Raw genomic sequence first — 26145 nt, 5'->3', positions numbered from 1 at the left:
CGCTCACTCCATGTCTCGCAGCGAATGGTGCGACCAAAGACTACTACCCTAGCGCTAACGAAGAACTTGTAGAAGATGCGTTACGTAAGATTGCCGCCGGCAGAATCACGGATATTTCGACAAGCTATAGTGGACCCCGTTTTCGGGACAGTCATTTAAGATGGTGACGGAGGAGAAACTGGAGTCCGTAGTGAGCGAGAAGAAACGCAAGATATTCAGCGGGGAATTCAAGGCGAAAGTAGCCTTGGAAGCCATCCGGGAGGTGAAGACGATCAACCAAATTGCCCAGGAATTCGGGGTGCATCCGACCCAGGTCGGACTGTGGAAGAAGGCGTTACAGGAACAGGCGGGGAGCCTGTTCGAGACCAAACGCGGCCCGAAACCGGTGGACGAGTCGGCGAGTCCCGAGCGGCTGTATTCCGAAATCGGGAGGCTGAAGATGGAACTGGACTGGCTCAAAAAAAGTCCGGGATCAGCCGTTAAGGGAGCGCGAGGGCTGGATCGACCGGGAGGGACCCTTGGCGCCGAGCCGCCAGTGCGCCCTGGCGGGCGTCTCCCGCTCGATCCTTTATGCGCCCCGCCGCGAGGTGGAGCCCGATTCGGAGGACCTGGAACTGCTGGCGCTGATCGACGCGGAATACACCCGGCATCCCTTCTACGGCAGCCGCCGGATGACGATCTACCTGCGTGATCTGGGATACCGGGTCAACCGCAAGCGCGTCCAGCGGCTGATGAGGACGTTGGGGCTGGCGGGGATGGCGCCCGGGCCCAATAGCAGCCGTCCGCATCCCCGACACCCGGTGTATCCCTACCTGTTGCGGGGCGTGGAGATCGACCGTCCGGACCAGGTCTGGAGCGCGGACATCACGTACGTGCGCCTTCCCCGTGGGTTCGTGTATCTGGTGGCGGTGATCGACTGGTACTCGCGCAAGGTGCTGGCCTGGCGGGTCTCGAACACGCTGGACAGCGGCTTCTGCGTGGACTGCCTGGAACAGGCGCTCCGGGTTTATGGCGCCCCCGAGATCTTCAACAGCGACCAGGGCTGCCAGTTTACCGCGGAAGCTTTCACGGGGAAGTTAACGGAGTACGGGATCGCCATCAGCATGGACGGGCGCGGGCGGGCCTTGGACAACATCTTCGTCGAGCGCCTCTGGCGGAGCGTCAAGCACGAGGACGTGTATTTGAGGGGTTATGCGGGCCTGCCGGAATTGCTGGTGGGGCTGACATGCTACTTCGAGTTCTACAACACGGAGAGGAAACATCAGTCGCTGGGCTACCTCACGCCGGACCAAGTCTACCGGACCGCCATCGGCGGTGGCGCCAGGATCGTGGACAACTTCACCGGCGGGGAAACCGCCGAAAAATCAAACCAAATCGAATCGGGGCCGCGCCGTTCCGCGGCAAGTGATCCGGCACCCTCTTAAATTCGGTTCGAATTTGTCTTGACCAGGGGTCCACTTAACTGGGTTCGGCTTGCGTTTCGGCCCATTCTCCCCATTGCTTAAAGAAAAATGGGATTTTTGCTGCCTGGCATTAATCACGCAACGAGCGCACCCACTCAGGATGCATTGGCCGAGCGTTCGGGCCGGATTCGCCACCGACGACACACCAACGTATTGTCGGCGTATGATTTTCAATTTCTCTCCGTTCGCCCTCCGCTGTCTGATATCCGTCACCTGAGTGTCCGGCAGTTTCGCCATGGCGTTCTTTTCCCCGTTCTGATCCACGCACCCGAAGCGCATGAATGTGTTGCTCCGAGCATGTCGCAAGCTCTAGGTTTTCCGGTCTGTTGTCCGTTTTGATTCCGTTCTTGTGGTTGATTGTCATGCCGTCCTGGATTGGGTCATCCAGATGTATCCATACAAGGTGATGGACCATGCAGTAATACCGAATCCCTTGAATCATGACCCTGACCTGTAAGTATTCTCTTTTCACGGTGCCGTGCTCCGCTCTCCTGCGTGTGCACCGAGCAATCATGGTCCCGCCTTTCCATCGATCCCCCTTCCTCATGGCAATCCGCCATTCTTGGCCTTTGTTGTCTATTGTCGGTTCCCCAGACTTGACGGCCTCGTAAACCTTCAATTCGCTCATTGTTGGCTTCATGGTTTCTGAAATATTTTTCGAGATTAATGTGGCCTAAAAGTGGCTCAGCCGAAACCCACCACACTGCGGGCGGCGTGAGATCACCGGCCGGGCGATCGTCCCGGACATAGGTCCACAGCCGACCGGTCTTCGTCTGGCCCTGACCGGGCGCGAGCACCGGGACCGGGGTATCGTCGGCATGCAGCTTCGGACCGGCGAGCACATGGCGGCGGATCGCCAAGGCCGACGGGCGGAGGAGGCCCGCGGCTTCCCCGACCCAATCGATCAAGGTGGACCGGGACAGGTCCACGCCTTCGCGGGCGTAAATGGCCGACTGGCGGTACAGCGGCAGATGATCGCCGTATTTCGAAACCAGCACATGGGCCAGGAGCCCCGTTCCCGCCAAGCCTTGGGCAATGGGACGGCTCGGCGCGGGCGCCTGGACGATGCGGTCGCACCGGCCGCAGGCACACTTGGGGCGGACGTGGCGGATCACGCGGCGGGCCGGGACGTACGCCAGGATTTCGGAAACATCTTCGCCCAAGGGCTTCAAGGGACCGCCACAGTTTTCAACGGTACAAGGCATCCAGACCGCCGGATACACCCTCTTCAAAACGTTCAGAAAAAATTTTCGCCACCGAATACGGGTTCGATTTTAGGTTTCCGTCATTACAGGTATGGGGGTGAAGACTCTCGGGTACGAATACGAATCCTGGTTGCTTGAACTCGCTCGGAGGGCAAAAACATGGCTTGGAATGAAGAGGAAGACACGACGATCTATCACGTGGTCGTCAACCATGAGGAGCAGTACTCGATCTGGCCGGAATACAAGGATGTGCCCAAAGGCTGGCGAACCGTAGGAAAGACCGGTCCGAAACAGGCGTGCCTGGACTACATCAAGGACGTGTGGGCGGACATGCGTCCCTTGAGCCTGCGCAAGCAGATGGAGGGGGCTGCTCGACGGGAAGCCGCTCCGGAGGAGGGGGCGTCGTGATGCCCATGCGGCGAGCCCTACGGCCCGGCGGGTATTCTTTCTGAGAAGGAGACAAGGATGCTCCAGGCTCTGCATCCCACCGCCGACTTTTCCCGGCTGCAGCCGGACGAAGTTCATGTCTGGTGCGTACCGTTGAGTTCCAATATCGGCAACGCTGAAACACTGGGCGCACTTCTCTCGCGGGATGAATGCGAGAAGGCCGGCCGGTTCGTTTTCGAACGGGACAAAATTCGATACGTCGCGGCCCGGGGAATTCTCCGCCGGCTGCTCGGCGGATATCTGAACATCGATCCCGCTGAAATTCGATTTTCCTACGGAGCTTCCGGTAAACCCGAACTGACAGGCCGTCTCACCGAGCGGCTTCGATTCAATCTCTCCCATGCCGGCGATTGGGCGGTCTACGCCATCTCTGGGGATCGGGAGGTCGGCATCGATATCGAGCCTTTGAGAACGGATATCCCCTGGCAACAACTGGCACCGCTCGTTTTCTCATCAAACGAGCAAGCTGAATTCGCCGAAATCCCAATGCATGAAAAGGCTGCGGCATTCCTGCGGGGTTGGACGAGGAAGGAGGCCTACCTCAAGGGACGCGGCGAAGGGTTGTCGCTGTCCCTCGATGCCTTCGATGTGCCCTTGAGATCGCTTGAAGACCGGGATTCCGTCTGTATTCGAAACGCTTCGGGGCGATCTTCCGGTTGGCGGCTTTATCCACTCGAACTTATCCACGGTTTCGCTTCAGCTTTGGCCGTAGAGGGAGCACAAGTCCGGATCACGGTATGCCACTGGAGCGGCCTAGCCGTGATCCAGTCGGCAAATAGAGCCGTCTTTCGTTCGTCTGAATTCAGGCCACTCGCATTCTCCTATACGGCCGATCCGGTCGGAAAAAGCACCGACACGGGCTTGGTAGGGAAGGATTTATGCAACCGTTTGGATGGGATATGGCCGAATTGATGAGCTGGAATCCGGTCGCCGGACCGGTAGCAGACGTGCAACCGGAGAGTCCGGTCGCGCCCAAGATACACCCTTCGATCGAGCGCAGGGAAAAGCTTTCATCCGACGATTTCTTCTCCGAGTACGTGGCGAAAGGCCGCCCCGTCGTCGTCACCGGCGCTCTGAATCGTTGTCCGGCACTCGCTCGCTGGACATTCGACCATCTGCGCCGGGTCTCCGGTCAGCGTTTCGTCAAGCTCAAGCAGGGGGTGGCCGAGGAAGGCGTCGCCGGTTTGAGGACGGTTGACGCCAGATTAAGCGACTATCTGGATCAGTTGGAGGTCTACGAATCCCGGCTTGAATCGGACGAAATGGCAGCCAAGGATCGGCCGCCCCATTTTCACGACGTACCGCTACTCAGCCTCTTACCCGATGCGGCCAACGACCTCCGTGGCTTTCCGTCCGATTATTTTCCGGGCTGGTACCGCCCTTATTGGTTGCAGTTCGCCCAGTTCTTCCTGGGGCCGAAACACAGTCTGACGCCGCTCCATTTCGATTGCCTGCTCACCCATAACCTGTTCTTCCAGGTGGCGGGGCGGAAGCGTTTCATCCTGCTGGATCACGATCAGCTTCCGTACTGTTACCGTTATCGGTGGCGTTGGTGCGAAGCGGACCCCGAAAACCCCAACTTCGAGCGCCATCCGCTTTTCCGGGAGGCGCTGGTTCGAGAGTGCACCGTGGTGGAGCCGGGAGACCTGCTTTACATGCCCCCGGGAATGCTTCACCACGTCCGCAGTCTCGACTGTGAATCCCCTCCCTGGGACTCACCCCTGCGGGGCCCGCTTGGCAGCGATCCAAATCCGTTCCCGATGGATTTGTGCGCCATCTCCTTCAACGTGGATTGGCATACCCGCGACAGCTCCGTTCAGGGAATTCTGGCGTTGGGACGAGGGATGCCGCTCAAGAACGTGTACTACAACACGGTGATTGCCCGCGGCCTGTGCGCTGGCATTTCCGCAGAGCGGCTACTCCCCTGGTACCGCTCCTATCTGAATTACGTTTCATAAAGGAGGCCGCAATGCGCAACTTCGAGGAGTCCGGAGCGACGGGAAATGTTAGGACGACTTGTTTCAATCTGGTCGAGCTGCTGGGTGCCAGAGCCTACGAGAATGCCGCAGGAAAAGGATACGTCTTCCTCGGCGACGGCGAAATCGAAAGCGGCCGGCTGACATTTGCCGACCTGGACCGGCGCGCCCGCGCCATTGCCGCTCGGCTTCAGACCCTGGGTATGATCGGGGAGCGAGCGCTGCTGCTGTATCCGCCGGGGCTTGAATATATCGAAGCCTTTTTCGGCTGCTTGTATGCCGGAGCCATCGCGGTACCGGCTTATCCTCCGACCCGCCAACACCTGCCGCGTCTCCAGGCCGTGATGCGCGACGCCGCGCCCGGGGTCATCATGACCACGGCGGAACTCGTCGCAAAATTCCGGGATGAATTCGTCGGAGGCGCGCTGTGCGCCGCGTCGAACTGGCTCGCCACCGATGCCGTGGCTTCGGGCGAAGCCGGGCGTTGGCGGGCGCCCGTACTCGCGCCGGAAAGCCTCGCCTTCCTGCAATACACCTCGGGCTCCACCGGCGATCCCAAGGGCGTGATGGTGAGCCACGGCAACCTGCTCGCCAACCAGGAAGCCATCCGGCAAAGCTTCGGGCACACGGAGCATTCCACCGTAGTCGGCTGGCTGCCCCTGTATCACGACATGGGTTTGATCGGAAACATTCTCCAGCCGCTTTATGTCGGCTCTACCGCCGTCCTGATGTCGCCTATGGCCTTTCTGGAGAAGCCGGTACGCTGGCTGAAGGCGATTTCCGAATATCGGGCCGCGACTTCCGGCGGCCCCAACTTCGCTTACGATCTCTGCGTTCGCAAGGTGACGGCCGAACAAAAGCGCGGCCTGGATCTCAGCGCCTGGACATTGGCCTTTAATGGGTCCGAACCGGTGCGCGCTGCGACTTTGGAGCGCTTCGCCGGTGCCTTCGCCGAATGCGGCTTTCGCCGCGAAAGTTTCTTTCCTTGTTACGGTCTAGCCGAGGCTACGCTGTTTGTAACAGGAACGGGGCTGGAGACCGGAGGCTTGAGGCTGGAGGAGAAGCCTGACAAGGCCGATTTCGACGATTCCTCAAGTCTCAGTCCTCCAGTCTCAAGCCTCGTTTCCTGCGGCTTGCCCGCGGATCGCCATATTGTCCAAATTGTCGATCCCAATACGGGAAAACCGTGCCTACCGGGCCGGGAAGGCGAAATCTGGGTCTCGGGTCCCAGCGTGGCGCAAGGTTACTGGAACTGCGCCGAGGAATCCGAGAATACCTTTCGAGCGAGACTTGAAGCTGGAGACTTGAGGCCGGACAAGAAAGGAACTAAGGCATTTCCTCAAGCCTCCGGTCTTCAGCCTCAGACCTCATACCTCCGCACCGGCGACCTGGGATTACTCGACGACGGTCGGTTGTACGTCACCGGGCGCATCAAGGACCTGATCATCATCCGAGGGCGGAACTATTACCCGCAGGACATCGAGCACGCCCTGACTGACAGTGTGGATGTCCTGCGTCCCGGAGGCTGCGCCGCATTCTCTGTGACCTGTCAGGACGAGGAAAAGCCGATCGTGGTCGCGGAACTGACCCGCGAAGCCATACGGAAGGCCGATTACGAAGCGATTTTCGCATCCTTGCGGAGCGCCCTGGCCGAAATTTGTGAATTGACGGCCGCCGAGTTGGTTCTGGTCCGGCCCGGCGGCGTTCCCAAGACCTCCAGCGGCAAACTGCGGCGCCAAGCCTGTAAGCAAGCGTACCTGGAGGGTGCTCTACCGGTGTTGGCGCGGTCGGACGACCCGAAGGAAAGGGGCGCGCAGCTTGCCGGGCAGGACAGCTCGGCTACTTCGGGTGGGACGAGGAAGGCGAGCGAACGCAAGGCGACGCCGCAGGAATTCCAACTCCAACTTCTGCAGGAAGCCTTGTCCGTCGTTCCTCAACCGCAACGCGCGGCACTGATCTCCCGTTTCCTCCGGACCAGGATCGCCCATCTGCTGAAGATCGAGGAATCCGCCGTGTCCGTGGAATCGCCGCTGCGAGCGTCGGGCCTCGATTCCCTCAAGGCCGTCGAACTCAAGCACACGGTGGACGAATTATTGGGCATCGAGGCCCCGTTGACGCTATTCCTGTCCGACCGGTCGGCGGTGGAAGTGGCTGAAGCCTTGGCTGGCCAGACCGGAGACCGGACGGCCGTAGAGGAAGACGAACCGGCTTCACCTTGTTCAAGCCTTTCTGCCACCCAGCTTTCCATGTGGACGATGCAGCACATGGAACCGGACAGCATCGTTTACAACCTGCATCTGGCCTTGCGCATCGAGAACGGCACCGATGCGGAGTCATTGCGGCGATCCTTCTACCGCCTGGCGGAACGGCACGACATGCTGCGCACGGTTTATCGCAACGACGGCGACGAGGTCTTTCAGTCGGTATTGCCGCTGGCCGACCTGCCCGACTTCTTTACTGCCGTAGACGCCTCTGCCTGGTCGGAATCCGAACTTCAAGACGACATGGCACGGCAGGTCCGAGAGCCGTTCGATCTGGCGCAAGGTCCAGTCTTGCGGGTAGTTCTTTACCGCCAAGGGACAGCGGAACCTCCCGTTCTTCTGCTTTGCGCTCATCACATCGCCCTGGACCTTTGGTCGGTCCTCATCCTCGTCGACGAGTTGAGAAAAATTCACTCGGAACGGAGCGAAGCTTCAGAGTTGAGCTTGCCTCCATCGGCTTCCAACTACGCAGCCTTCGCAGCCTGGCAACAGAGCTATTTGCAAAGCCCGGTCAGCGATGCCGACTGGGATTACTGGCGGCAGCAGCTTGCGGGAGAACTCCCGATCCTCGCTTTGCCCACCGACCGTCCGCGGCCGGCGGTTCCGGACTACCGCGGCGCTTCGGTCGCGGTTCGCCTGAGCCGGGAGGAGACCGGGCGGCTACGAGAACTAGCCGGGCGGAGCGGAGTCACCCTGTTCACCCTATTGCTCGCGGCGTACAAGGTCCTGCTCCATCGCTACACCCGTCAAACCGATCTGATCGTCGGCGTTCCGACCAGCGGACGCAGCCAGGCCCGTTTCGCATCGGTTGCGGGCAACTTCGTCAATCCGGTTCCGTTGCGCAGTCATCCCTCCGGCGACAAGCTCTTTTCCGTCTATTTGGCGGAGGTGCACGAGGCTTTGCTCGGTGCGCTGGAGCACCAGGACTACCCGTTCTCGCTCATGGTGGAACGCCTAAACGTCCAGCGTGACGCCGATCACTGGCCGGTCTATCAAACTCTGTTCGTGTTGCAGCAGGCGCAGACTGGTATCGGAAATGAACTCGCACAGCTTGCCCTTGGAGAGGACGGCGAGATTTCAGCCTGGAGCGATTGGCCGGTACGCCCCCTGGCGATTCGAAAGCGAGTCGAGAATTTCGATTTGAAGCTCATGGCCGCGGAATGCGATGAGGAACTGCTGTTTTCCTTCCAGTACCGCAGTGATCTGTTCGAACCGGTCACCATCGCCCGCCTGGCCCACCACTTCGAAATCCTGCTAGGGAGCATCGCCGCCGGTCCGCGAGCCCCGCTCGGCGATCTTCCACTGCTCTCGGAAGCCGAACGCCAGCGGATGCTGGCGGAGTGGAATGCGACCGCGAACCCCGGTTTCCGGGCTCAAACGTCGACCCTCAGCCGACTGTTCGAAGTCCAGGCGGAAAAAACTCCGGAAGCGACCGCGGTCATTTTCGGAAACCGACGGCTTACCTACCGCGAATTGAACGCTTGCAGCAATCGTCTGGCCCACGCTTTGATCGCAGCGGGAATCGCGCCCGACACGCCGGTCGGGATTTGTGCCCGCCGCTCCCTGGAAATGGTGATCGGGCTTTTAGGTATTCTGAAAGCGGGCGGCGCCTATCTTCCTCTCGATCCCAACTATCCGGCCGAACGTCTCTCGGCGATGTTAAGCGACGCCAAGGTCTCTCTAATCCTGACCCAGCCCGAGTTTGTGCCTGCGTTTCCGGATTTCGCCGGGACGGTCTTGTCCCTGAATGCCGGACTAGAGAACTTTGCCGGCATCCCCGAGCACAACCCGAACGTGCCCATCGGGGAGGAGATACTGGCCTACGTGCTGTTTACCTCCGGTTCCACGGGGCGCCCCAAAGGGGTGGGGATATCCCACAAGGCCGTGCGGAACCGCCTGTTGTGGATGCAAGATCGCTTCGGGCTGGATGCGACCGACGCGGTGTTGCAGAAAACCCCGTTTACCTTCGACGTTTCGGTGTGGGAATTCTTCTGGCCCCTCATCGCAGGGTCTCGCCTGATCGTCGCCGCGCCGGGAGACCACCGGGAACCGGAGCGGCTGGTCGATCTGATCGAGCGGCACTCGGTCACTACCGTGCATTTCGTTCCGTCCATGCTGGGTGCCTTTCTCGAATCGGCGGACCTTAATCGATGCGCCTCCCTGCGCCGGGTCATCTGCAGCGGGGAGGCGCTGACGGCGGATTTGCAAAACCGCTTCGTCGAACGCTCCGCCGCCGAGCTTCACAATCTTTACGGACCCACCGAGGCCGCCATCGACGTAACCGCATGGGACTGCGGGCGGAACCGAGCCGAACGCACGGTTTCCATCGGCCGCCCCATAGCCAATACCAAAGTTTACCTGCTGGACGATCGCTTAAACCCAGTTCCAGTAGGGGTTGCCGGCGAGCTTTACATCGGTGGCATTCAACTGGCCCGTGGCTATCTCAACCGTCCCGATCTGACCGCCGAGCGCTTCGTACCCGATCCCTTTGCGAGGCTTGAGGCTGGAGACTTGAGGCTGGAGGGGAAATATCTGTCCGCATCTTCCTCAAGTCTGACACCTCAGGTTTCAGGCCGCCTCTACCGCACCGGTGACTTGGCCCGCTACCGGCCTGACGGGGCGATCGAATACCTCGGCCGCATTGACCACCAGGTGAAAATCCGAGGTTTTCGCATCGAACTTGGGGAAATCGAAGCGCGGTTGCTGAAGCATCCGGCCGTGAATGAAGCCGCCGTGGTGGTGCGGGGCGAAAATCCCGACGAAAGGCAAATCGTGGCCTATTGGACCAGCGCCCAGGAGCCGGCGTCCCCGGCCGATGCGCTGCAATTCTTTCTCAAGGAAGCCCTGCCCGAGTACATGATCCCGGCAGCGTTCATGCGGCTGGACCGCTTGCCGGTGACGGCCAATGGCAAGCTGGACCGCAAGGCCCTGCCGGCCCCGGATCTCGGCCAGCAATTCGCCTACCAATATGTGGCACCGCGCGACCCCGCCGAGGAATGCCTGGCGAACATCTGGGCGGACTTGCTGGGAATCGAGCGGATCGGTATCCACGACAACTTTTTCGCACTGGGCGGGGATTCCATTCGGGCGATCCAGGTGGCGAGCCGCGCTCATCGGGCAGGATGGCCGATCACGCCGCGCATGGTCTTTCAGTACCAAACCGTGGCCGAGCTGGCGGAAGCCGCAGAGCGCGCCGGCGAAGAGGAACGCGACGGCGAACAGCGGCCGAACGCCGGACTGCGCCCGGCGTTCCCGCTGGCCGAACTGGATCCGGCATTCCCGCTGGCCGAACTGGATCCGGCCGAACTCGACGGATTGTTGTCCCTTTATCCGGATATCGAGGACATCTATCCCTTGGCGCCGATGCAGGAGGGGCTGCTGTTCCATAGTCTGCTCAATCCCGATTCCGGCATTTATCTGATGCAGGATCGCTACCAAATCGAGAGCCCGGTGGATGCCGAAGCGTTCCGGCAAGCCTGGCAGGGTGTGGTGGACCATCATCCGATCCTACGCACGTCGTTTTTCTGGGAAAGCCGGCAACGAGCTCATCAAATCGTCCACCGCCAAGTCCGGGTTCCCTTCGAATATTTCGACTGGCGCGATCTTTCCGACGAGGAGCGCAGAGAGCAGATGGATCGGCTGCTGGCGGAAGAACTGCGCGAAGGATTCGATTTCAGTCGGGCGCCCCTGTTCCGAGTCCGGCTTTTCCGCTTCGAGGAGGCTCGCTACCGGTTCGTCCGCAGCTACCATCACATCTTGCTGGACGAGTGGTGCACCTCGGAGATCCTGAGCCATTTCCTGGCCAATTACGAAGCCCTGCTCGGGGGACGGGAGTTGCCGGCTCGACGGACGCCGCCATTCAGGGACTATATCGCCTGGCTCGGCCGGCAGAACGGCCGGAACGCGGAGGCGTTCTGGCGCCGGGATTTGGACGGATTCAGCGAACCGACTCCCTTGAGCGTGGACCGTCCGGTCGCAGATGATGCGCGTGCGGCGGGCGAAATGGACGAGGCGATCGACTTCCTCACCGAGGACGATACCCGTGCTCTCGCAGCGCTGGCGCAGCGCCGCCGGGTTACCGCCAACACCTTTCTCCAGGCGGCCTGGGCTCTGGTGCTGAGCCACTACAGCGGTCGCGACGACGTGGTTTACGGCGTCACCGTGGCCGGGCGACCGGCGGAATTGCCGGGCGTGGAAAAGATCCTCGGACTGTTCATCAACAGCCTGCCGCTGCGCGTAAAGGTGGCGCCGGATTTGTCGGTGGCGGATTTCCTGCAGCAACTGCTGCAACACAACCTGGATATTCGCCGGTACGAATACACCTCGCTGGTGACGATTCAGTCTTGGATTGGTCTGCCCCATGACCGGCCGCTGTTCGACAGTCTGCTGGTGTTCGAAAATGCCCCGATCGATCAGGCGCTTCTGGAGAAGAAGCGGGCGCTGAAAATCGCTTACGAGAAGAATCGTACCCACACCAATTATCCGATTACCGTCGTCGTCATACCGGGGCCGAAACTTCACCTGCAAATCACCTATCAGCGCGCGCGCTTCGACAGGGCTGCCATCGAGCGGATGCTGGGGCATTTCAAGCGGCTACTGGAGGGAATGATCCGCAATCCCGCTGCCCGGTTGATCGACCTGCCGGTTCTGACCGAGGCGGAACAGCGCTGGGTCGACGATGTCCATCGGACAGTCTCGGCTCCGCTGGCCTGTTCCGATTTCTCTCTGGGGTTCGCAACTCAGGTTAGGCGCGCCCCGGACGCCGTTGCAGTCGCCTGCGGCGGGCAGCGGGCGACTTACGCCGAACTGAATGCCCGTACCGACCGACTGGCGCAGGCGCTGGCGGCGCGAGGCGTCGGTTCCGACGTGGTGGTCGCCCTGCTGGATGATCGCGGCGTCGATCTTCTGGCGATGATCCTGGCCGTGCTCAAGGCGGGCGGGGCCTATCTTCCGCTCGACCCCGGCCATCCCGACGCTCGGCTGGCTCAGATTTTGAGAGAAAGTCGCGTCGGCCTGCTGCTGGCCGGCAACGCCTGCCTGGAACGCGCGCGGTCCCTGGCGGAGCGGGCGCCGTCCGCCGACGATTTCGGCCCCGCGTTCGAGATTGAAGCGGCAGTCCTGTGCCTTGCGGACCTGGATGCAGCACCCCCGGACGGCCAGCCGCTACCGCTGCCGCCGCACCCGGAGCGGCTCGCCTATGTCATTTACACCTCCGGCTCCACCGGAACGCCCAAGGGGGCGATGGTGGAACACCGCGGCATGCTGAACAACCTGCTCAGCAAGATACCGGCGATGGATCTCAACGCTGCGGATGTGATTGCTCAGACCGCGTCCCAATGTTTCGATATTTCCGTGTGGCAGTTCCTCACCGGATTGTTGTGCGGTGCTCGGGTGGAAATCCTGCCTGACACTGTCGTCCTCGATCCCGGACGTTTGCTCGATGAAATCGCGGCGCGCGGCGTGACCGTTCTGGAAGCCGTCCCGTCCCTGATCCGGGCGCTGCTCGACGTGCCCGAATCGGAGTCGCGACTGAAACGGCTTCGCTGGCTCCTCCCCACCGGCGAGACTTTCCCGCCCGAACTTTGCCGGCGCTGGATGGATCGCCATCCCCATGTGCGGTTGCTCAACGCCTACGGTCCGGCCGAGTGCTCGGACGACGTCGCCTATCACTTCATCGCCGACAAGCCGGCGGAGACCGAAACCGTCATGCCGATCGGACGGCCGCTTCCCAACCTGCGGCTCCATATCGTGGACCGTTGGCTGCGGCCCGTTCCCGCGGGCGTTCCCGGGGAACTGTGCGTATCGGGCGTAGGCGTCGGGCGCGGATATCTCAACCGGCCGGATCTGACCGCCGAGCGTTTCGTTCCGAACCCGTTCGCCGTCGAGCCCGGCGAGCGGCTCTACCGGACCGGGGATCAGGCTCGTTATCGCGCCGACGGCGTGATCGAGTTCCTGGGTCGGATCGACCATCAGGTCAAGATCCGCGGTTACCGGGTCGAGCCGAGCGAGATCGAGGCCCAGCTCTTCAAGCACCCGCTGGTGAAACAGACCGTGGTCGTGGCGAGAGAGGATCGCAGCAGAGCGCAGCGTCTGGTGGCCTATGTCGTACCCGAGGCCGGCGCGAAAGCGGATGTCGAGCCGGCTGTCTCTGCCTTGCACGGCGAAATGCTCCGCGAGTTTCTGGAGCGAACCTTGCCCGGCTACATGATTCCATCGCTGTTCCTGACCTTGGAGCGCATGCCGCTGACGCCGAACGGCAAGATCGACCGCAAGGCCCTCCCGGAGCCGGAGGCTTGCAGCCTAGGAGAGCACCATGACGTTCCGCCGCGCAATCCCGCCGAAGAAAGGCTTGCGGATATCTGGAAAGAGGTGCTCGGCATCGAGCGGGTCGGCATTACGGACAACTTTTTCGACCTGGGCGGACACTCGCTGTTGGCTGTCCAGGTGCTGTCGCGGGTGCGGGCCGTGTTCGGGATCGATTTGGCCCTGCGCAGCTTGTTCGAGGCGCCCACCGTGGCACGGTTGGCACTGCTGGTCGAGGAAGCGCTGATCGAAAAGCTCGATGCGCTATCCGACGACGAGGCCGAGTCCCTGCTGCAATATGTTGAAATCGAGGAGCTATCCTAATCATGGCGGCCGAGTTCAAAACAGTCACCCCGCGCCTGCGCAAATTCTGGCTCGACGTCCATCTCTATCTGGCGCTGACGGTCGGCTTCCTGTTCGTGCTGCTGGGACTGAGCGGCAGTCTCAACGTCTTCTACCTCGAACTGGACGGCCTGCTGAATCCCGAGCTGCACGTCGAGCAGACTCAGGGGCCATACCGCCCGCTGGACGAGATCATGGCGTCGGTACGGGCGGCCCATCCGAACCGCTCCGGGTCCTGGCTGGTGTTCATGCCCCGCCCCGGACAGCCGACCCTGCGGGCGGTTTACCCGAAGCCGGATGAGTCGGCCGACAAACTGTTCGCACCTCTCATGGTGAACGTCGATCCCTATACCGCCGAAGTGCTGAGCAGCCGATTTTGGGGCGACACGCTGACGACGATGATCTACGAACTGCATGCGAGCTTACTGCTGGGCAAATTCGGCGCGGCGGAAGCCGGCAGAATCGGCTTCAAGATCGTCGGTTTTCTCGGCGTCTTCCTCTTCGTCTCCGTCGCGACCGGGCTTTATCTCTGGTGGCCGCGCGGCGGCAAGTGGCGGCAAGCCCTCACCCTCAAGCGCGGCGCCAGCGCCGTGCGGCTGAACTACGACCTGCACAAAACCTGCGGCGTTTACGCCGCGCTCGTGCTGCTGGTTCTGGCCTTCACCGGCTTCTCGTTTGCCTACCGGGATTGGGTCAGGCCGGTGGTCGCGTGGCTGTCCCCGGTGAGCGCCGAGCCGTTCAAGAATCCGCCGGCGTTGAAATCGACCCCCTTGCCCGGCGCCGAGCCCATTTCCATCGATCAGGCGGTGGCGATCGCCGACCGGGTGTTCCCCGGCGCGGAACTGCGCTGGATCGCCACCCCCGACGGCCCCGACGGTTACTACGCCGTCGAAAAGCGCCAGGACGGCGAGGCGAACGTCCGCCGGCCCCGCAGCAAGGTATGGATCGACCAGTACAGCGGGAAGATTCTGAAGATCGAGGACCCGAACGCCTTCACCGCCGGCGAAACCTTCCTCAATCTCATGTGGCCCCTGCACAACGGCGAAGCCTTGGGTCTGCCGGGGCGCATTCTGGTTTGCGCCACCGGATTCGTCCCCTTGGCGCTCTACGTCACCGGTCTGATCCATTGGCTTAAAAAGCGGCAGGCCCGCCGGTTCGCGCGCTCCGTAGACCGAGGGCAGGGGGCAAAGGCTCGGCCGATTTCCGTTTTGACATCCGAGGAGGTTCGCGATGAATGCCGATAATCCGCTCCCCGCGCGCGCCCGGCTTTCGCCGGCCAAGCGGGCACTGCTGGAAAGACAGTTGCGCGGTGGCCGGGCTGTTGATTCCAAAATGTCCGTCATTCCGCGGCGAGCGGCGGGCGGCGGCGCGCCGCTTTCCTTCGCCCAGCAACGGCTTTGGTTCCTCCATCAACTGGAGCCGCACGGCGCCGCCTACCATCTTCCAGCGGCGCTGAGGCTCGAGGGCAGGCTGAACGTCGCGGCGCTGCAAAACAGCATCGACGAGATCGTACGGCGCCACGAAGTGTTGCGAACCGCCTTCGCGATGCAGGGAGACCAGCCGGTGCAGACCGTTCTGCCGCAACTCCGCTGTCCGATTCCCCGGATCGACCTGAGCGGACTGTCCGACGAGGTCCGTATGTCGGAAGTACGGCGTCTGGCCGAGGAGGAAGCGCAGCGCCCCTTCGATCTCTCTACGGGACCTTTGTTGCGGCTGTGTCTGCTCGCTTTTGAGGAACGGGATCACGTGCTGCTCCTGACGCTGCACCATATCGCCGCCGACGGCTGGTCTTTGGGCATTCTGATCCGTGAATTCTCGACGCTGTATCGAGCGTTCGACGCCAACCGGCCTGCCTCCCTGCCCGAACTTCCCATCCAATACGCCGATTTCGCGCTCTGGCAACGGAAGCGTTTGCAGGGCGAGAGGCTGGAGCGCCACCTGAGCTATTGGAAGCAGCGGCTTGCCGGCGCCCCCGCCGGCCTGGATCTGCCCACCGACCGGCCGCGCCCCGCGGTCAGGAGCTACCGGGGAGCCCATTATCTCTGTTCGGTGTCCGCGGCGCTGACCGCCGGGCTTTACGATCTATGCCGCCGGGAGAGCGCCACCCTGTTTCAGACCCTTCTGGCGGCGTTCGGCGTTCTGCTTTACCGCTACAGCGGCCAGAGCGACATCAGCATCGGCACCCCCGTGGCCAACCGCACCGAAGTGGACACGGAAGGACTCGTCGGGTTTTTCGTCAACACCCTGGTGCTGCGCACCGATTTCTCGGGAAGTCCGACCTTCGCCGAATTGCTCGGGCAGGTACGGGACCGGATGCTCGACGCCCAAACCTACCAGGAACTGCCGTTCGAGCGGTTGGTGGAAGAGCTGCAGCCGGTGCGCGACCCGAGCCGCACACCGCTGTTCCAGGTGATGTTCGCTCTGCAGAACATGCCCATGGAAAACCTGGAGTTGCCGGATCTGAGCGTCGCCTGGGTGCCGCTCGATAGCGGGACTTCGATTTTCGACCTGAGCTTGCTGGTAACGGAACGGGGCGGAAGCCTGGAAGCTCTGTTCGAATACAGCACCGACCTGTTCGAGGAAGGCACGATCGTTCGCATGGCAGGCCACTTCCGGCGTCTTCTGGAGATTTTCGCGTCCGCGCCGGAAACCCGCATCGGCGAACCGCCCCTGCCCGACGAGGCCGAACGGTGGCAATTGTTGGACGAGTGGAACGCCGCGAAGCCGGCGGTTCCGGACGGCCGAACCCTGAATCTCCTGTTTCAAGCCCAAGCCGAGCGGCAGCCCGATGCCGAAGCGGTGATCTCTAAGCGCGGGAGGCTCAGCTACCGGCAGTTGAACGAGCGCGCCAACCGGCTGGCGCGCGAACTGCGGCGCCGGGGCGTAGAGCCGGAAACGCGAGTGGGCCTGTGTTTGGACCGTTCCCCGGAACTGCTGGTCGGGATGCTGGCTATTCTCAAGGCGGGAGGCGCTTACGTACCTCTCGATCCCGCGTATCCGACCGAGCGCCTTGCCGCCATGCTGAGCGACTGCGGCGCATCGCTGGTGCTAACCCGGGAGCGGCTGCTCACGGTGCTCCCGGAATCCGGCGCGGACGCGATCTGCCTGGACCGCGACTGGCCGCTCATCGCCGCGCAGCCGGCGGATTCGGTGCCGTCTTTGGCCGCTCCGGACAACGCCGCTTACCTCATTTATACGTCCGGTTCCACCGGCCGGCCCAAGGGCGTGGTCGTCAGCCATCGCAACGCCGTCGCCTCGACTCTGGCCCGGTTCCGGCACTATCCGGAATCCGTGGACGGATTTCTGCTGCTGCCGTCGTTCGCCTTCGACAGTTCGGTGGCCGGCATTTTCTGGACTCTGAGCCAGGGCGGCCGCCTATGTCTTCCGTCCGAGGACGGCATCACCGATCCGGCGGCCTTGGCCGGGTGGATAGCCGAAGAAGGACTGAGCCATTTGTTGTGCCTGCCCTCGCTGTACGGCCTGCTGCTGGAACAAGCCCCGGCGGACCGGTTGGCGTCCCTGCGCGTGGCGATCGTGGCCGGGGATGTGTGTCCCCCGGATCTCGCGGTCAGGCACCATCGCCATCTTCCCTCGGTGCGGCTTTACAACGAATACGGCCCCACCGAAAACACGGTGTGGAGCAGCGTCCACGAAATTGCCCAAGTCGCACCCGGACAGCCGGTCCCGATAGGGCGGCCGGTCGCCGGAGTCCAGGTTTATCTGCTGGACCGCTGCCTGAATCCGGTACCGGTAGGGGTGCCGGGAGAACTCTGTGTCGGCGGTGTTCAGCTGGCGCGGGGCTACCTGAACCGGCCCGATATTACCGCCGATAAGTTCATTCCCGATCCATTTTTTAGGCCTGAGGCGGGCGACTTAGGGCTGGCGGACAACGATTCGCCCGCCTCGCTCTCAAGCCGCAAGCGGCAAGCCTCCGGTCGCCTGTACCGCACCGGAGATCTGGCCCGTTACCGTCCGGACGGCACGATCGAGTTCCTTGGGCGGATCGACCATCAGGTCAAGATCCGCGGCTACCGGATCGAACTCGGGGAGATCGAGGCGCGACTGCTCGCCCATCCCGAGGTGAAGGAGGCGGCGGTGCTGGCTCGGGAGGACCCGCTCGGCGCTAAACGGCTGGTGGCCTATCTGGTGCTTCGCGACGGCACGGAGGCGGGCGAGCATGCCGGTGTCGTCACCGACTCGGTGCGCGCTGCGCTCAGGGCCGGCCTGCCCGAGTACATGATACCGGCGGCCTATGTAGTGTTGGAGGCGTTGCCGAGGACCCCAAATGGCAAACTCGACCGGGTGGCCTTGCCGGCTCCGGAGTTCGGACACGTTTTCACCGCGCGGTATGCGCCGCCGCGCACAGCGGACGAAGAGCTGCTGGCCCGCGTCTGGGCGGAGGTGCTGCGAATGGAACGGGTAGGCATCCATGACAATTTCTTCGAACTGGGTGGCGATTCCATCCGGGCGATGCAGGTGGTAAGTCGCGTCCGCGAGGCCGGTATGAGCCTCAATCCGCGCCTTCTGTTTCAGTGCCAGACCATCGCCGAATTGGCTCCAGCATTGGGCCGGACGGATGTGATTGAGGGCGAGCAGGGGCCGATCGTTGGCGAAGCGCCGTTGACACCGATCCAGTATTGGTTCTTCGAACAGCATCTGGTCAACCCTCACTATTGGAACCAGTCGGTTCTTTTGGAGATACGCGCACCACTGACACCTCTGATAGTGGGAAAAGCCGTCGAATACCTAGTCGCCCATCATGACGCCCTCAGGCTTCGATTCCGGCAGGAAAACGGCGTCTGGCATCAAACCTTTCTTCCGCAAGAGGATCACGCGGTGTTCGAACGGGTCGATCTGGGCGGCGTGGCGGCGGGTGATCGGAAAGCCCGGATGGAAGATGAAAGCAACTGCCGGCAGGGCAGCTTGAATTTGGAAGACGGCCCCTTGATAAGGGTGGTTTGGTTCGATCTGGGAGAGGGACAGAACCCGCGTCTCTTATTGACGATTCATCACCTGGTGGTGGACGGTGTGTCCTGGCGCATCCTGATCGAGGATTTGTACACTGCCTGCCGACAGCTCATGGAGGGGCGAACCGTCGCCTTGCCGGCTAAAACCACCTCTTTCAAGGAATGGGCCGAACGTCTGCGCGATCACGCCCGATCCGAGGCCCTGGCGCGGGAACTGGATTACTGGCTGCACGCGCCCCGCGAATACGTCGATCCCGTGTCACCGGACATGCCCACGGGGGCCGATACCGAAGAGGCCAGCGAAACGTTGGCCTTGTCTCTGGACGAGGAAAATACCCGTTTATTGCTGCGAGGGATCCCTTCGGTCGAACGAATCGACATCGGCGACATTTTGCTCGGAGCCCTGGCGTACACCTTGACCTCCGGGAGCGAACCCCGCCAGGTTCTCATCAACCTGGAAAGCCACGGCCGTGAAGATCGGTTCGAAGGCGTGGACCTATCCCGCACGGTGGGCTGGTTTACCTGCCTTTTCCCCGTCCTGCTGAGCCTGCCGGCCGGCGCATCGCTTGCCGAATGCCTGGATGCGGTGAAACGGCAGTTGCACCGCATTCCGCACAGGGGGCTCCCCTACGGCATAGGACGTTACCTCGGCAGCGGGGAGATTTCCCGACGGCTGGCGGCTTATCCCGAACCCAAGGTGACTTTTAATTATTTCGGCCAGCTCGACCCGACCTTGCGGGAGGGGGCGGCTTTCGCCCTAGCCCAGGAATCCGGCGGAAGAGATTTCGACCCACGGGGAAAACGCCCCGGCGAACTGAGCATCGATGCCCGCATCCTGGATCAACGCCTGCACATTGAATGGAGTTACAGCCGACACCGCTATTACCGATCCACAATCGCAAACCTGGCACAGCAATACCTGGACTGTTTGAGAGAAGCGACCCGATGGTGTGCGGCGAAGCCCGTTCTCGCCGAAAACGCGATGGCGCCGGGAATCCCGGGAAGCGGACTGCCGGATTTGCGCGCCGAAGCCGTTCTGGATGAAACCGTTTATCCGCGCTTTGGCCGGCAGGCCGAAGCGGACTGCAACGCGGTACTGTTGACCGGAGTGACCGGATTCGTCGGGGCGTTCCTGCTGGAAGAAATCCAGAAGCAAACTCCGGCGGCGGTTTACTGCCTGGTACGAGCCTCGAACACGGACGAGGCCGGAAAAAAACTGTTCAGCCATCTGGACCGGTATGGTCTGGCCGATTCGATCGACCGGGCACGGGTTGTGCCGATCTGCGGCGACTTGGCGGAGCCGCGTTTCGGCCTTTCGGAACGGGATTTCGCTGATCTGGCCGGGCGAATCGATGCCATTTACCACAACGGCGCCCTGACCAACCTGATCCAGCCCTATTTTGCACTGAAACAAGCGAACGTGTCGGGCACCCGGGAGATCCTGAGACTCGCCTGTTCGGTCAGGCAGAAACCGGTTTACTACACCTCGACCCTGTCGGTTTTCGGAGAGGCTGAAAGCCCTTCCGGAAGAGGATTCGACGAAGACGATGTGCCCGAGCCGAGCTCGGCTTTGACCATGGGCTACGCCCAAAGCAAATGGGTGGCTGAACAACTGGTCAGAACTGCCGGGATGCGTGGCTGCCCGGTGATGATCTTCCGGTTGGGTGCCGTGACCGGGCACAGCCGCACGGGAGCGTGGAGCACCGACGATTTCCACTGCCGCTTGCTCAAAACCTGCGTCGAACTGGGCAAACTGCCCCACATGATGGAGAGGATCGACATGACGCCGGTCGATTATGCCGTCCGCTCCATCGTGTATCTCTCGCATCGAACTGAATCCCTGAGCAAAACCTTTCACCTGGTTAATCCAAACCCTTTGCCGATAAGCGATTTTGTACGATTGGTCGACCGCCTTGGATATCCAATGGAATTACTCGATTACGGTGAATGGAAAAAGGAGATGTTCAAGTTGGTCTTAGGCTCGCCAACGCATGTTTTATACCCGTTTTTACCTTATTTCGATAATGGCAAGCCGGAGGATGGTGTTAAGTACAGACGTGTCGAACAGAGATTCGATTGCGAAAAGACTCTGAGCTTTTTGTTCCGTAGCGGAATTTCGTGTTGTCGAATAGATGCCGATCTCTTGAGTACCTATTTTTCATATCTTCTGAGTACTCGATTCTTAAGCTCCGAGTAAAACCGATAAGCGATTTGCAGAAATTCGAGGTCGTGGCTGGCTGAATATCGTTTGGAAAATCAAGTCATGGCATCGTTGGAAAAAACTATTTTAAAACAGGTATAGCAATTCTGTGAGCTAATGGGGGAGTAATAATGAATGAGAAAAACAATCGACCCTTTTCGAATCTGAATATCTGCGTGGCGGCTTTGTTTATAAGCGCCCTCAGTGCACGAGCGGCGGAAATTCCTATCGAAAATCGCGTCGGCACGGAAGAAATGGATAACGCATCTTCCGAGAGGAAATCGCTTCAGAAGAGCGCTGAAGCCAAAACGGCCGGAAAAGAAAGTCCGAAACCGGCAGAATCACCTATTTCCCTGGATATGGTGACGGTAATGGACAAGTATGAGGACGAGGAAGAACAGCGTGGCCGTTATTACGTGCCAGACGCGACTACTGCCACCAAAACCGACACGCCGCTCATGGAGACGCCGGCATCGATCCAGGTGGTGCCGCGGGCCGTGATGGATGATCAACAGGCTATCCGATTGGAGGATATTGTGAGAAACGTCAGCGGCGTCCAAGTAAAGCGCCAGCTCGGCGATCTCTTCGATTCATTCATTATTCGCGGTTTCGATACGCGATTTACGGTCTATCGAGATGGATTACGGCTCGCGGAGCAGTCTTTCGAAACCGCTAATCTGGATCGTACCGAGGTCCTCAAGGGGCCGGCGTCGGCATTGTTTGGGCGGATCGAGCCGGGCGGTCTCGTCAATATGGTGACGAAAAAGCCGTTGACCGAACGCTATTATTCGCTGGGCCAACAGTTCGGTTCATTTGATCTATACCGCACGACCCTCGATGCCACAGGGCCGGTTACTGATAACGGCGATCTGTCCTACCGTCTCAACTTCGTTTATCTGGACAGCGGCTCGTTTCGGGATTTCGTCGATCGGGAACGCAAATTCGTAGCGCCTCAGTTGACTTGGAGGCTTACCGAGAACACCGATATCAACTTCGGATACGAGTTCAAAGACGATGCGGTAACCGGCGATCGCGGCATCCCCGCGATCGGAAATCGGCCCGCCAAAGTCCCCATCAGCCGATTCATCGGTGAACCTGATTTGTCCCTGAACGAAGCCGAAAGCCATCTCGGGCACATCGGCTGGACGCACCGTTTCAACGACAACTGGCGAGCACAACAGAAGTTCGTCATCAACTTCGTCGACACCTTCAACCGGAACATCATTCCCATTTCCCTGCGAGCGGATAATCGGACTATCAACAGAGGCCTGTTCAATGGTCTCACCGAGCGGGAGACCTATGCGACCGATATCAATCTCAACGGGAAATTCGAGGCATTCGGCACTCAGCATAATGTGTTGGTCGGATTCGATTTTCTGCGTTTTCAGAGTCGCCGCGGCGTAACGTTTCTGACAGGCGCAGATTTTATTCCGGCACTGGATACATTTAACCCGGTTTACGGGATAGCCATTCCCGACAACCTTCCCGTCAACAATTTTTTTTCCACCAAGCAACAGTGGTTCGGCGTTTATCTCCAGGATCAGATCGATCTGACCCGTAATCTTCATTTGCTTTTCAGCGGCCGTTACGACTGGGCGGAAAATGCGAGCGGCTTTTCGTCGACCGGCTCTCCGAACTTGAATACGGTCAGAAATAACGAATTCAGTCCCCGCGTCGGGCTCTTGTTTAGCCCGAGGGATTGGTTATCCCTGTATGCCGACTGGACTCATGCCCTGGGTGCCGCCAATGCGGGGCAATCGGCGGACGGCAAGCCGTTCGATCCCGAGTTTGCTGAACAATTTGAGGGTGGGGTGAAACTGGAATTGTTGGATGGACGTTTCAACGCCAATCTGGCGGTTTACGAACTGACCAAGGAAAACATTTTGACCGCCGCCAGGGTCGATCCTTCAACCGTCACCGGTCCGGCCATTCAAGAGGCCATCGGCGAGGCGCGGAGTCGGGGTGTTGAATTCGATTTCACCGGCCATCTGACCGACGAGCTGAGTGTAATCGGCAGCTATGCCTATACCGATACCCGAGTGCTAAAAGATAACAACGGAAATGAAGGCCACCGTTTGCCAAATGTGCCGGAGCACGCGGGCAGTTTATGGGCGAATTACGAATTACCTCTCGGATTCAAGGTGGGAACGGGCGTTTATATCTCGGGCCAAAGGCAAGGTAATGCACAAAACGACGTGCAGTTGCCCGGGTTTGTTCGCTGGGACGCCATGGCAGCCTATCAATGGAACATCGGCGCTTCGAAAATCACGGCGCAAGTGAATGTAAACAATATCCTGGACAAGCAATACTATAAATTTCTGGATGTTGGCGGAAACCCGAGATTCGACATCAACCCGGGCGAGCCTCTCACGGTCATCGGGTCTTTGAGGTTGGAATATTAGCTCTCCATCGAAACCAATACCCTGAGGTGAGTATTCGGTATTTGAGACTCTATTATTAGTTGCGAGACAGGAATGAACGCCAATAAATCGTCAATTATTTTGAATCGAACGGTAGGCAGCCTTCCGATATTCATATTGTCCTGTGAACGCTCAGGATCGACGCTCCTGCGATATATTGTGGATACTCATCACGATATATGCTGTCCTGGACAACTTTACCTGGGAAAACTGTGCCACTCTCTCTATACGTCAGCTTATTACTCCATAAGTCAAGTGAGTATTGACGATGATGAGGAAGAGAAACAGCGGATTGCCTTTGCAGAGGCTCGGCAGACTGTCGAGAATTTGATGGGTCGTTATGTTAATGCTAAGGGAAAGCGAATGTGGTGCGACAAGACAACGGCGAATGTCGAGTATCTTACGGTTCTGGATAGGACTTTTACGGAGGCAGGATATATCCTTTTATACAGGCATTGTATGGATGTAGCTTACTCTTGTATAAGAACTTCAAAGTTTGGTTTTATGCCGGAATTGTCGTCTTATCTTAGCAGATCTCCGGAGAATTTCGTTACCGCTGTGATCGAGAGTTGGACGGATAAAACCAGAAAACTCCTGGAATTTGAAGGTAAGAACAAGAATAAGACGCATCGGCTCACTTACGAGTCGCTTGTATCCGATCCGGCGCGAGTGTTACCTGCCATGTTCGAGTTCATGGGGGTCGATTGGAACGATGCCATTTTGGAGCAGTGTTTTTGCGCACAACATGATAAGGGTGAAGGGGATACCAAGATAGAGTTTGAGCACAATATTCATATGGATTCGATTGGAAAAGGATACGCAATACCGCGAGATTTTATAACTGATGCCATGCGTAGGCAGGCAGACGAATTACTGGCGTGTCTAGGTTATCCATCCATTGACGATTATTTTGATTTCCATGCGGACAGGAAAGAAGCTACCGAGGGAAAAGCTCCCGCATATCGATCTGATAATGGTCGAATACGCGATTTTTTGGATCGGAGCTTTGCGGCACGTGGTAAGAGAATCGGGCCAGCAAATCTGGTTGGCAAAAGCTGCAAGGTTATCGTTTCCGATGTGGAGGGCGGAATATGGATAATTGATCCGACTGCTTCAGAAAAGATACGGAGAACCGATGACCAAAAAACGACCTGTACAATATTACTTACATCCGATCTGCTTATCGATATGGTTGAAAAGAAACAAAATCCAGTTTCTGCATACGAAGAGGGAAAATTGGAGGTTATCGGAAATGTGGCTGCGGCATTTGAATTTGGTCGGATTTTATTTAATTAGATAAGTGGGTTAATAACTCGATTAAAAGGAATAAGTCAAGAGGATTCGTATATGAAAACCGAGCTGAAACAGGACATTCAAAACAAGGCGCCTGTGCTCATTCTTTCGTTAAAACGTTCGGGCTCTACATTGTTGAGAAATATGATCGATTCTCACCCGGACATATTCGCTTCGGCATTTATGATCGGGCCGCTGTGCGAAGCAGTTTATTCCACCAGTTATTTGTCCCTGGCGCATCTGGCCAACGGCTTGACGGAATCCCAGCGCCGCGAACGGGCGATCGCCAAGGCGGGTGAAATCGTCGGCCGCCTGATGCAGAGTTATGTTGCCGAAGGCAACGCCCGGTTTTGGTGCGACAAATCCCTGGTCAACCTCAATCACTTGCAGACCATCCGCCAAGCCCTGCCCGAGGCACGGTACATCTGCCTGTATCGGCATGGCCTGGACGTCGTGCAATCGTACATTTCCATGTGCCGCCTGGGATTTTTGCCGGAAGTCTGCGGCCATATCCAGAAAAGCCCGCATAACGTGGTGGCGGCGATTGCCGAATATTGGGTGGAACGCAACAGCGCCATCCTGGAATTCGAGAAGGCCAACGCCGGGCGCTGTTACCGGGTGAATTACGAGACCTTGGTCAGGCAGCCCGAAGAAACCCTGTCCGGCTTGTTCGCCTTTCTGGGCCTTAAGTGGGACAGCGCCTTGCTGGAAAAGACCTTCGGCAAGCCTCGGGACGGTTTCGCCGAAGGGGATATCAAGTTCCATTTCTCCAATAAGGTTCATACGGATTCCATCGGTAGCGGCGCCTCGCTTCCGCTCAACACCGTGCCGGCGCCGCTGCGGGCGCGCATCGAAGCGCTGCTGGCGGAATTGGGTTATGCGGAACAACCGGGGCCGGTAGAGAGGTCCGAAACCGGCACCGGCGTGGCCGCGGTGCTGGAGCAGTTCAAGCAAGCGATAGACCGCAAGGCCGACTATGGCCGGACCATCGGCGGAACCTGCAAGTTGGTGATAAGCGGCTGCGAGCAACAGGAATGGACGATCGACCTGACCAAGCCCAAAGGCGTGATAGAGCCGGGCGGCCGCGCGACGGATTGCGTCATCACCCTGGCGGCGGACACCCTGATCGACTTGGCCGCCGGCAAGCGTTCCGTGGTGGACGCTTTCGAAAGCGGCGCCATCGGCATCGCCGGAAACGTCAGCCTGGCGACCAGTTTCGGCAAGCTGCTGCTGGCGTAGTGGGGATGCCGTGTTTCCGGCAAGCGTCT

The 26145-nt window shown here is 59.8% G+C and carries 11 protein-coding genes and 1 pseudogene; 10 read left to right on the top strand and 2 right to left on the bottom strand.

Features of this window, described 5'->3' with window-relative positions:
- Window positions 1-190 precede the first annotated feature (190 nt).
- Window positions 191-1424, top strand: a protein-coding gene (locus ACWJKU_RS14755; protein ID WP_454143376.1) for an IS3 family transposase whose coding sequence is annotated in 2 segments (ribosomal slippage) — window positions 191-459 and window positions 458-1424 — 1236 coding nt in all. Because the reading frame shifts where the segments join, the coding sequence is not laid out codon by codon here.
- Between the two features lie 109 nt (window positions 1425-1533).
- On the opposite strand, the gene ACWJKU_RS14750 is transcribed toward ACWJKU_RS14755, so the two are convergent.
- Window positions 1534-1827 carry a DUF5131 family protein gene (locus tag ACWJKU_RS14750; RefSeq protein ID WP_454143374.1) on the bottom strand — a complete coding sequence of 98 codons (294 nt, stop codon included), beginning with the start codon at window positions 1825-1827 and terminating at the stop codon, window positions 1534-1536.
- Window positions 1828-2158: 331 nt separating this feature from the next.
- Window positions 2159-2650, bottom strand: a pseudogene (locus ACWJKU_RS14745) (IS66 family transposase); the annotation flags it as partial.
- Window positions 2651-2827: 177 nt separating this feature from the next.
- On the opposite strand from ACWJKU_RS14745, the gene ACWJKU_RS14740 reads away from it, so the two are divergent.
- The 9 genes from ACWJKU_RS14740 to ACWJKU_RS14700 all read left to right on the top strand — a co-directional run bounded on the left by ACWJKU_RS14740 (window position 2828) and on the right by ACWJKU_RS14700 (window position 26116).
- Complete coding sequence (locus ACWJKU_RS14740; RefSeq protein WP_454143372.1) at window positions 2828-3076, top strand: MbtH family protein; 249 nt, start codon at window positions 2828-2830, stop codon at window positions 3074-3076.
- Between the two features lie 57 nt (window positions 3077-3133).
- Window positions 3134-4027, top strand: a complete 894-nt coding sequence (locus ACWJKU_RS14735) for a 4'-phosphopantetheinyl transferase family protein (RefSeq protein WP_454143370.1) — start codon at window positions 3134-3136, stop codon at window positions 4025-4027.
- On the top strand, window positions 4015-5073 hold the full coding sequence (locus tag ACWJKU_RS14730) for a cupin-like domain-containing protein (RefSeq protein WP_454143368.1): 1059 nt from the start codon (window positions 4015-4017) through the stop codon (window positions 5071-5073). The genes ACWJKU_RS14735 and ACWJKU_RS14730 overlap by 13 nt, the downstream gene beginning before the upstream one ends.
- Before the next feature lie 11 nt (window positions 5074-5084).
- Window positions 5085-13979 carry an amino acid adenylation domain-containing protein gene (locus tag ACWJKU_RS14725; RefSeq protein WP_454143366.1) on the top strand — a complete coding sequence of 2965 codons (8895 nt, stop codon included), beginning with the start codon at window positions 5085-5087 and terminating at the stop codon, window positions 13977-13979.
- Between the two features lie 2 nt (window positions 13980-13981).
- Window positions 13982-15241 carry a PepSY-associated TM helix domain-containing protein gene (locus ACWJKU_RS14720; protein ID WP_454143364.1) on the top strand — a complete coding sequence of 420 codons (1260 nt, stop codon included), beginning with the start codon at window positions 13982-13984 and terminating at the stop codon, window positions 15239-15241.
- Complete coding sequence (locus ACWJKU_RS14715; RefSeq protein WP_454143362.1) at window positions 15228-21161, top strand: amino acid adenylation domain-containing protein; 5934 nt, start codon at window positions 15228-15230, stop codon at window positions 21159-21161. Before ACWJKU_RS14720 ends, ACWJKU_RS14715 begins: the two co-directional genes overlap by 14 nt.
- 374 nt (window positions 21162-21535) lie before the next feature.
- The gene (locus ACWJKU_RS14710) at window positions 21536-23566 is read left to right on the top strand and encodes a TonB-dependent siderophore receptor (RefSeq protein ID WP_454143360.1); all 2031 of its coding nucleotides are present in this window, start codon (window positions 21536-21538) and stop codon (window positions 23564-23566) included.
- A 72-nt stretch (window positions 23567-23638) separates the two neighbouring features.
- Window positions 23639-24880 (top strand): sulfotransferase, encoded by a 1242-nt coding sequence (locus ACWJKU_RS14705; protein WP_454143358.1) that lies wholly within the window; start codon window positions 23639-23641, stop codon window positions 24878-24880.
- 51 nt (window positions 24881-24931) lie between these two features.
- Entirely contained in the window at window positions 24932-26116 is a 1185-nt protein-coding gene (locus tag ACWJKU_RS14700; RefSeq protein ID WP_454143356.1) for a sulfotransferase, read from the top strand.
- Window positions 26117-26145: the final 29 nt, after the last annotated feature.

Source organism: Methylocaldum sp. MU1018 (assembly GCF_053646775.1).
The sequence above is the reverse complement of the archived record's forward strand: the minus strand, read 5'-3'. Positions and strand labels throughout refer to the sequence as shown.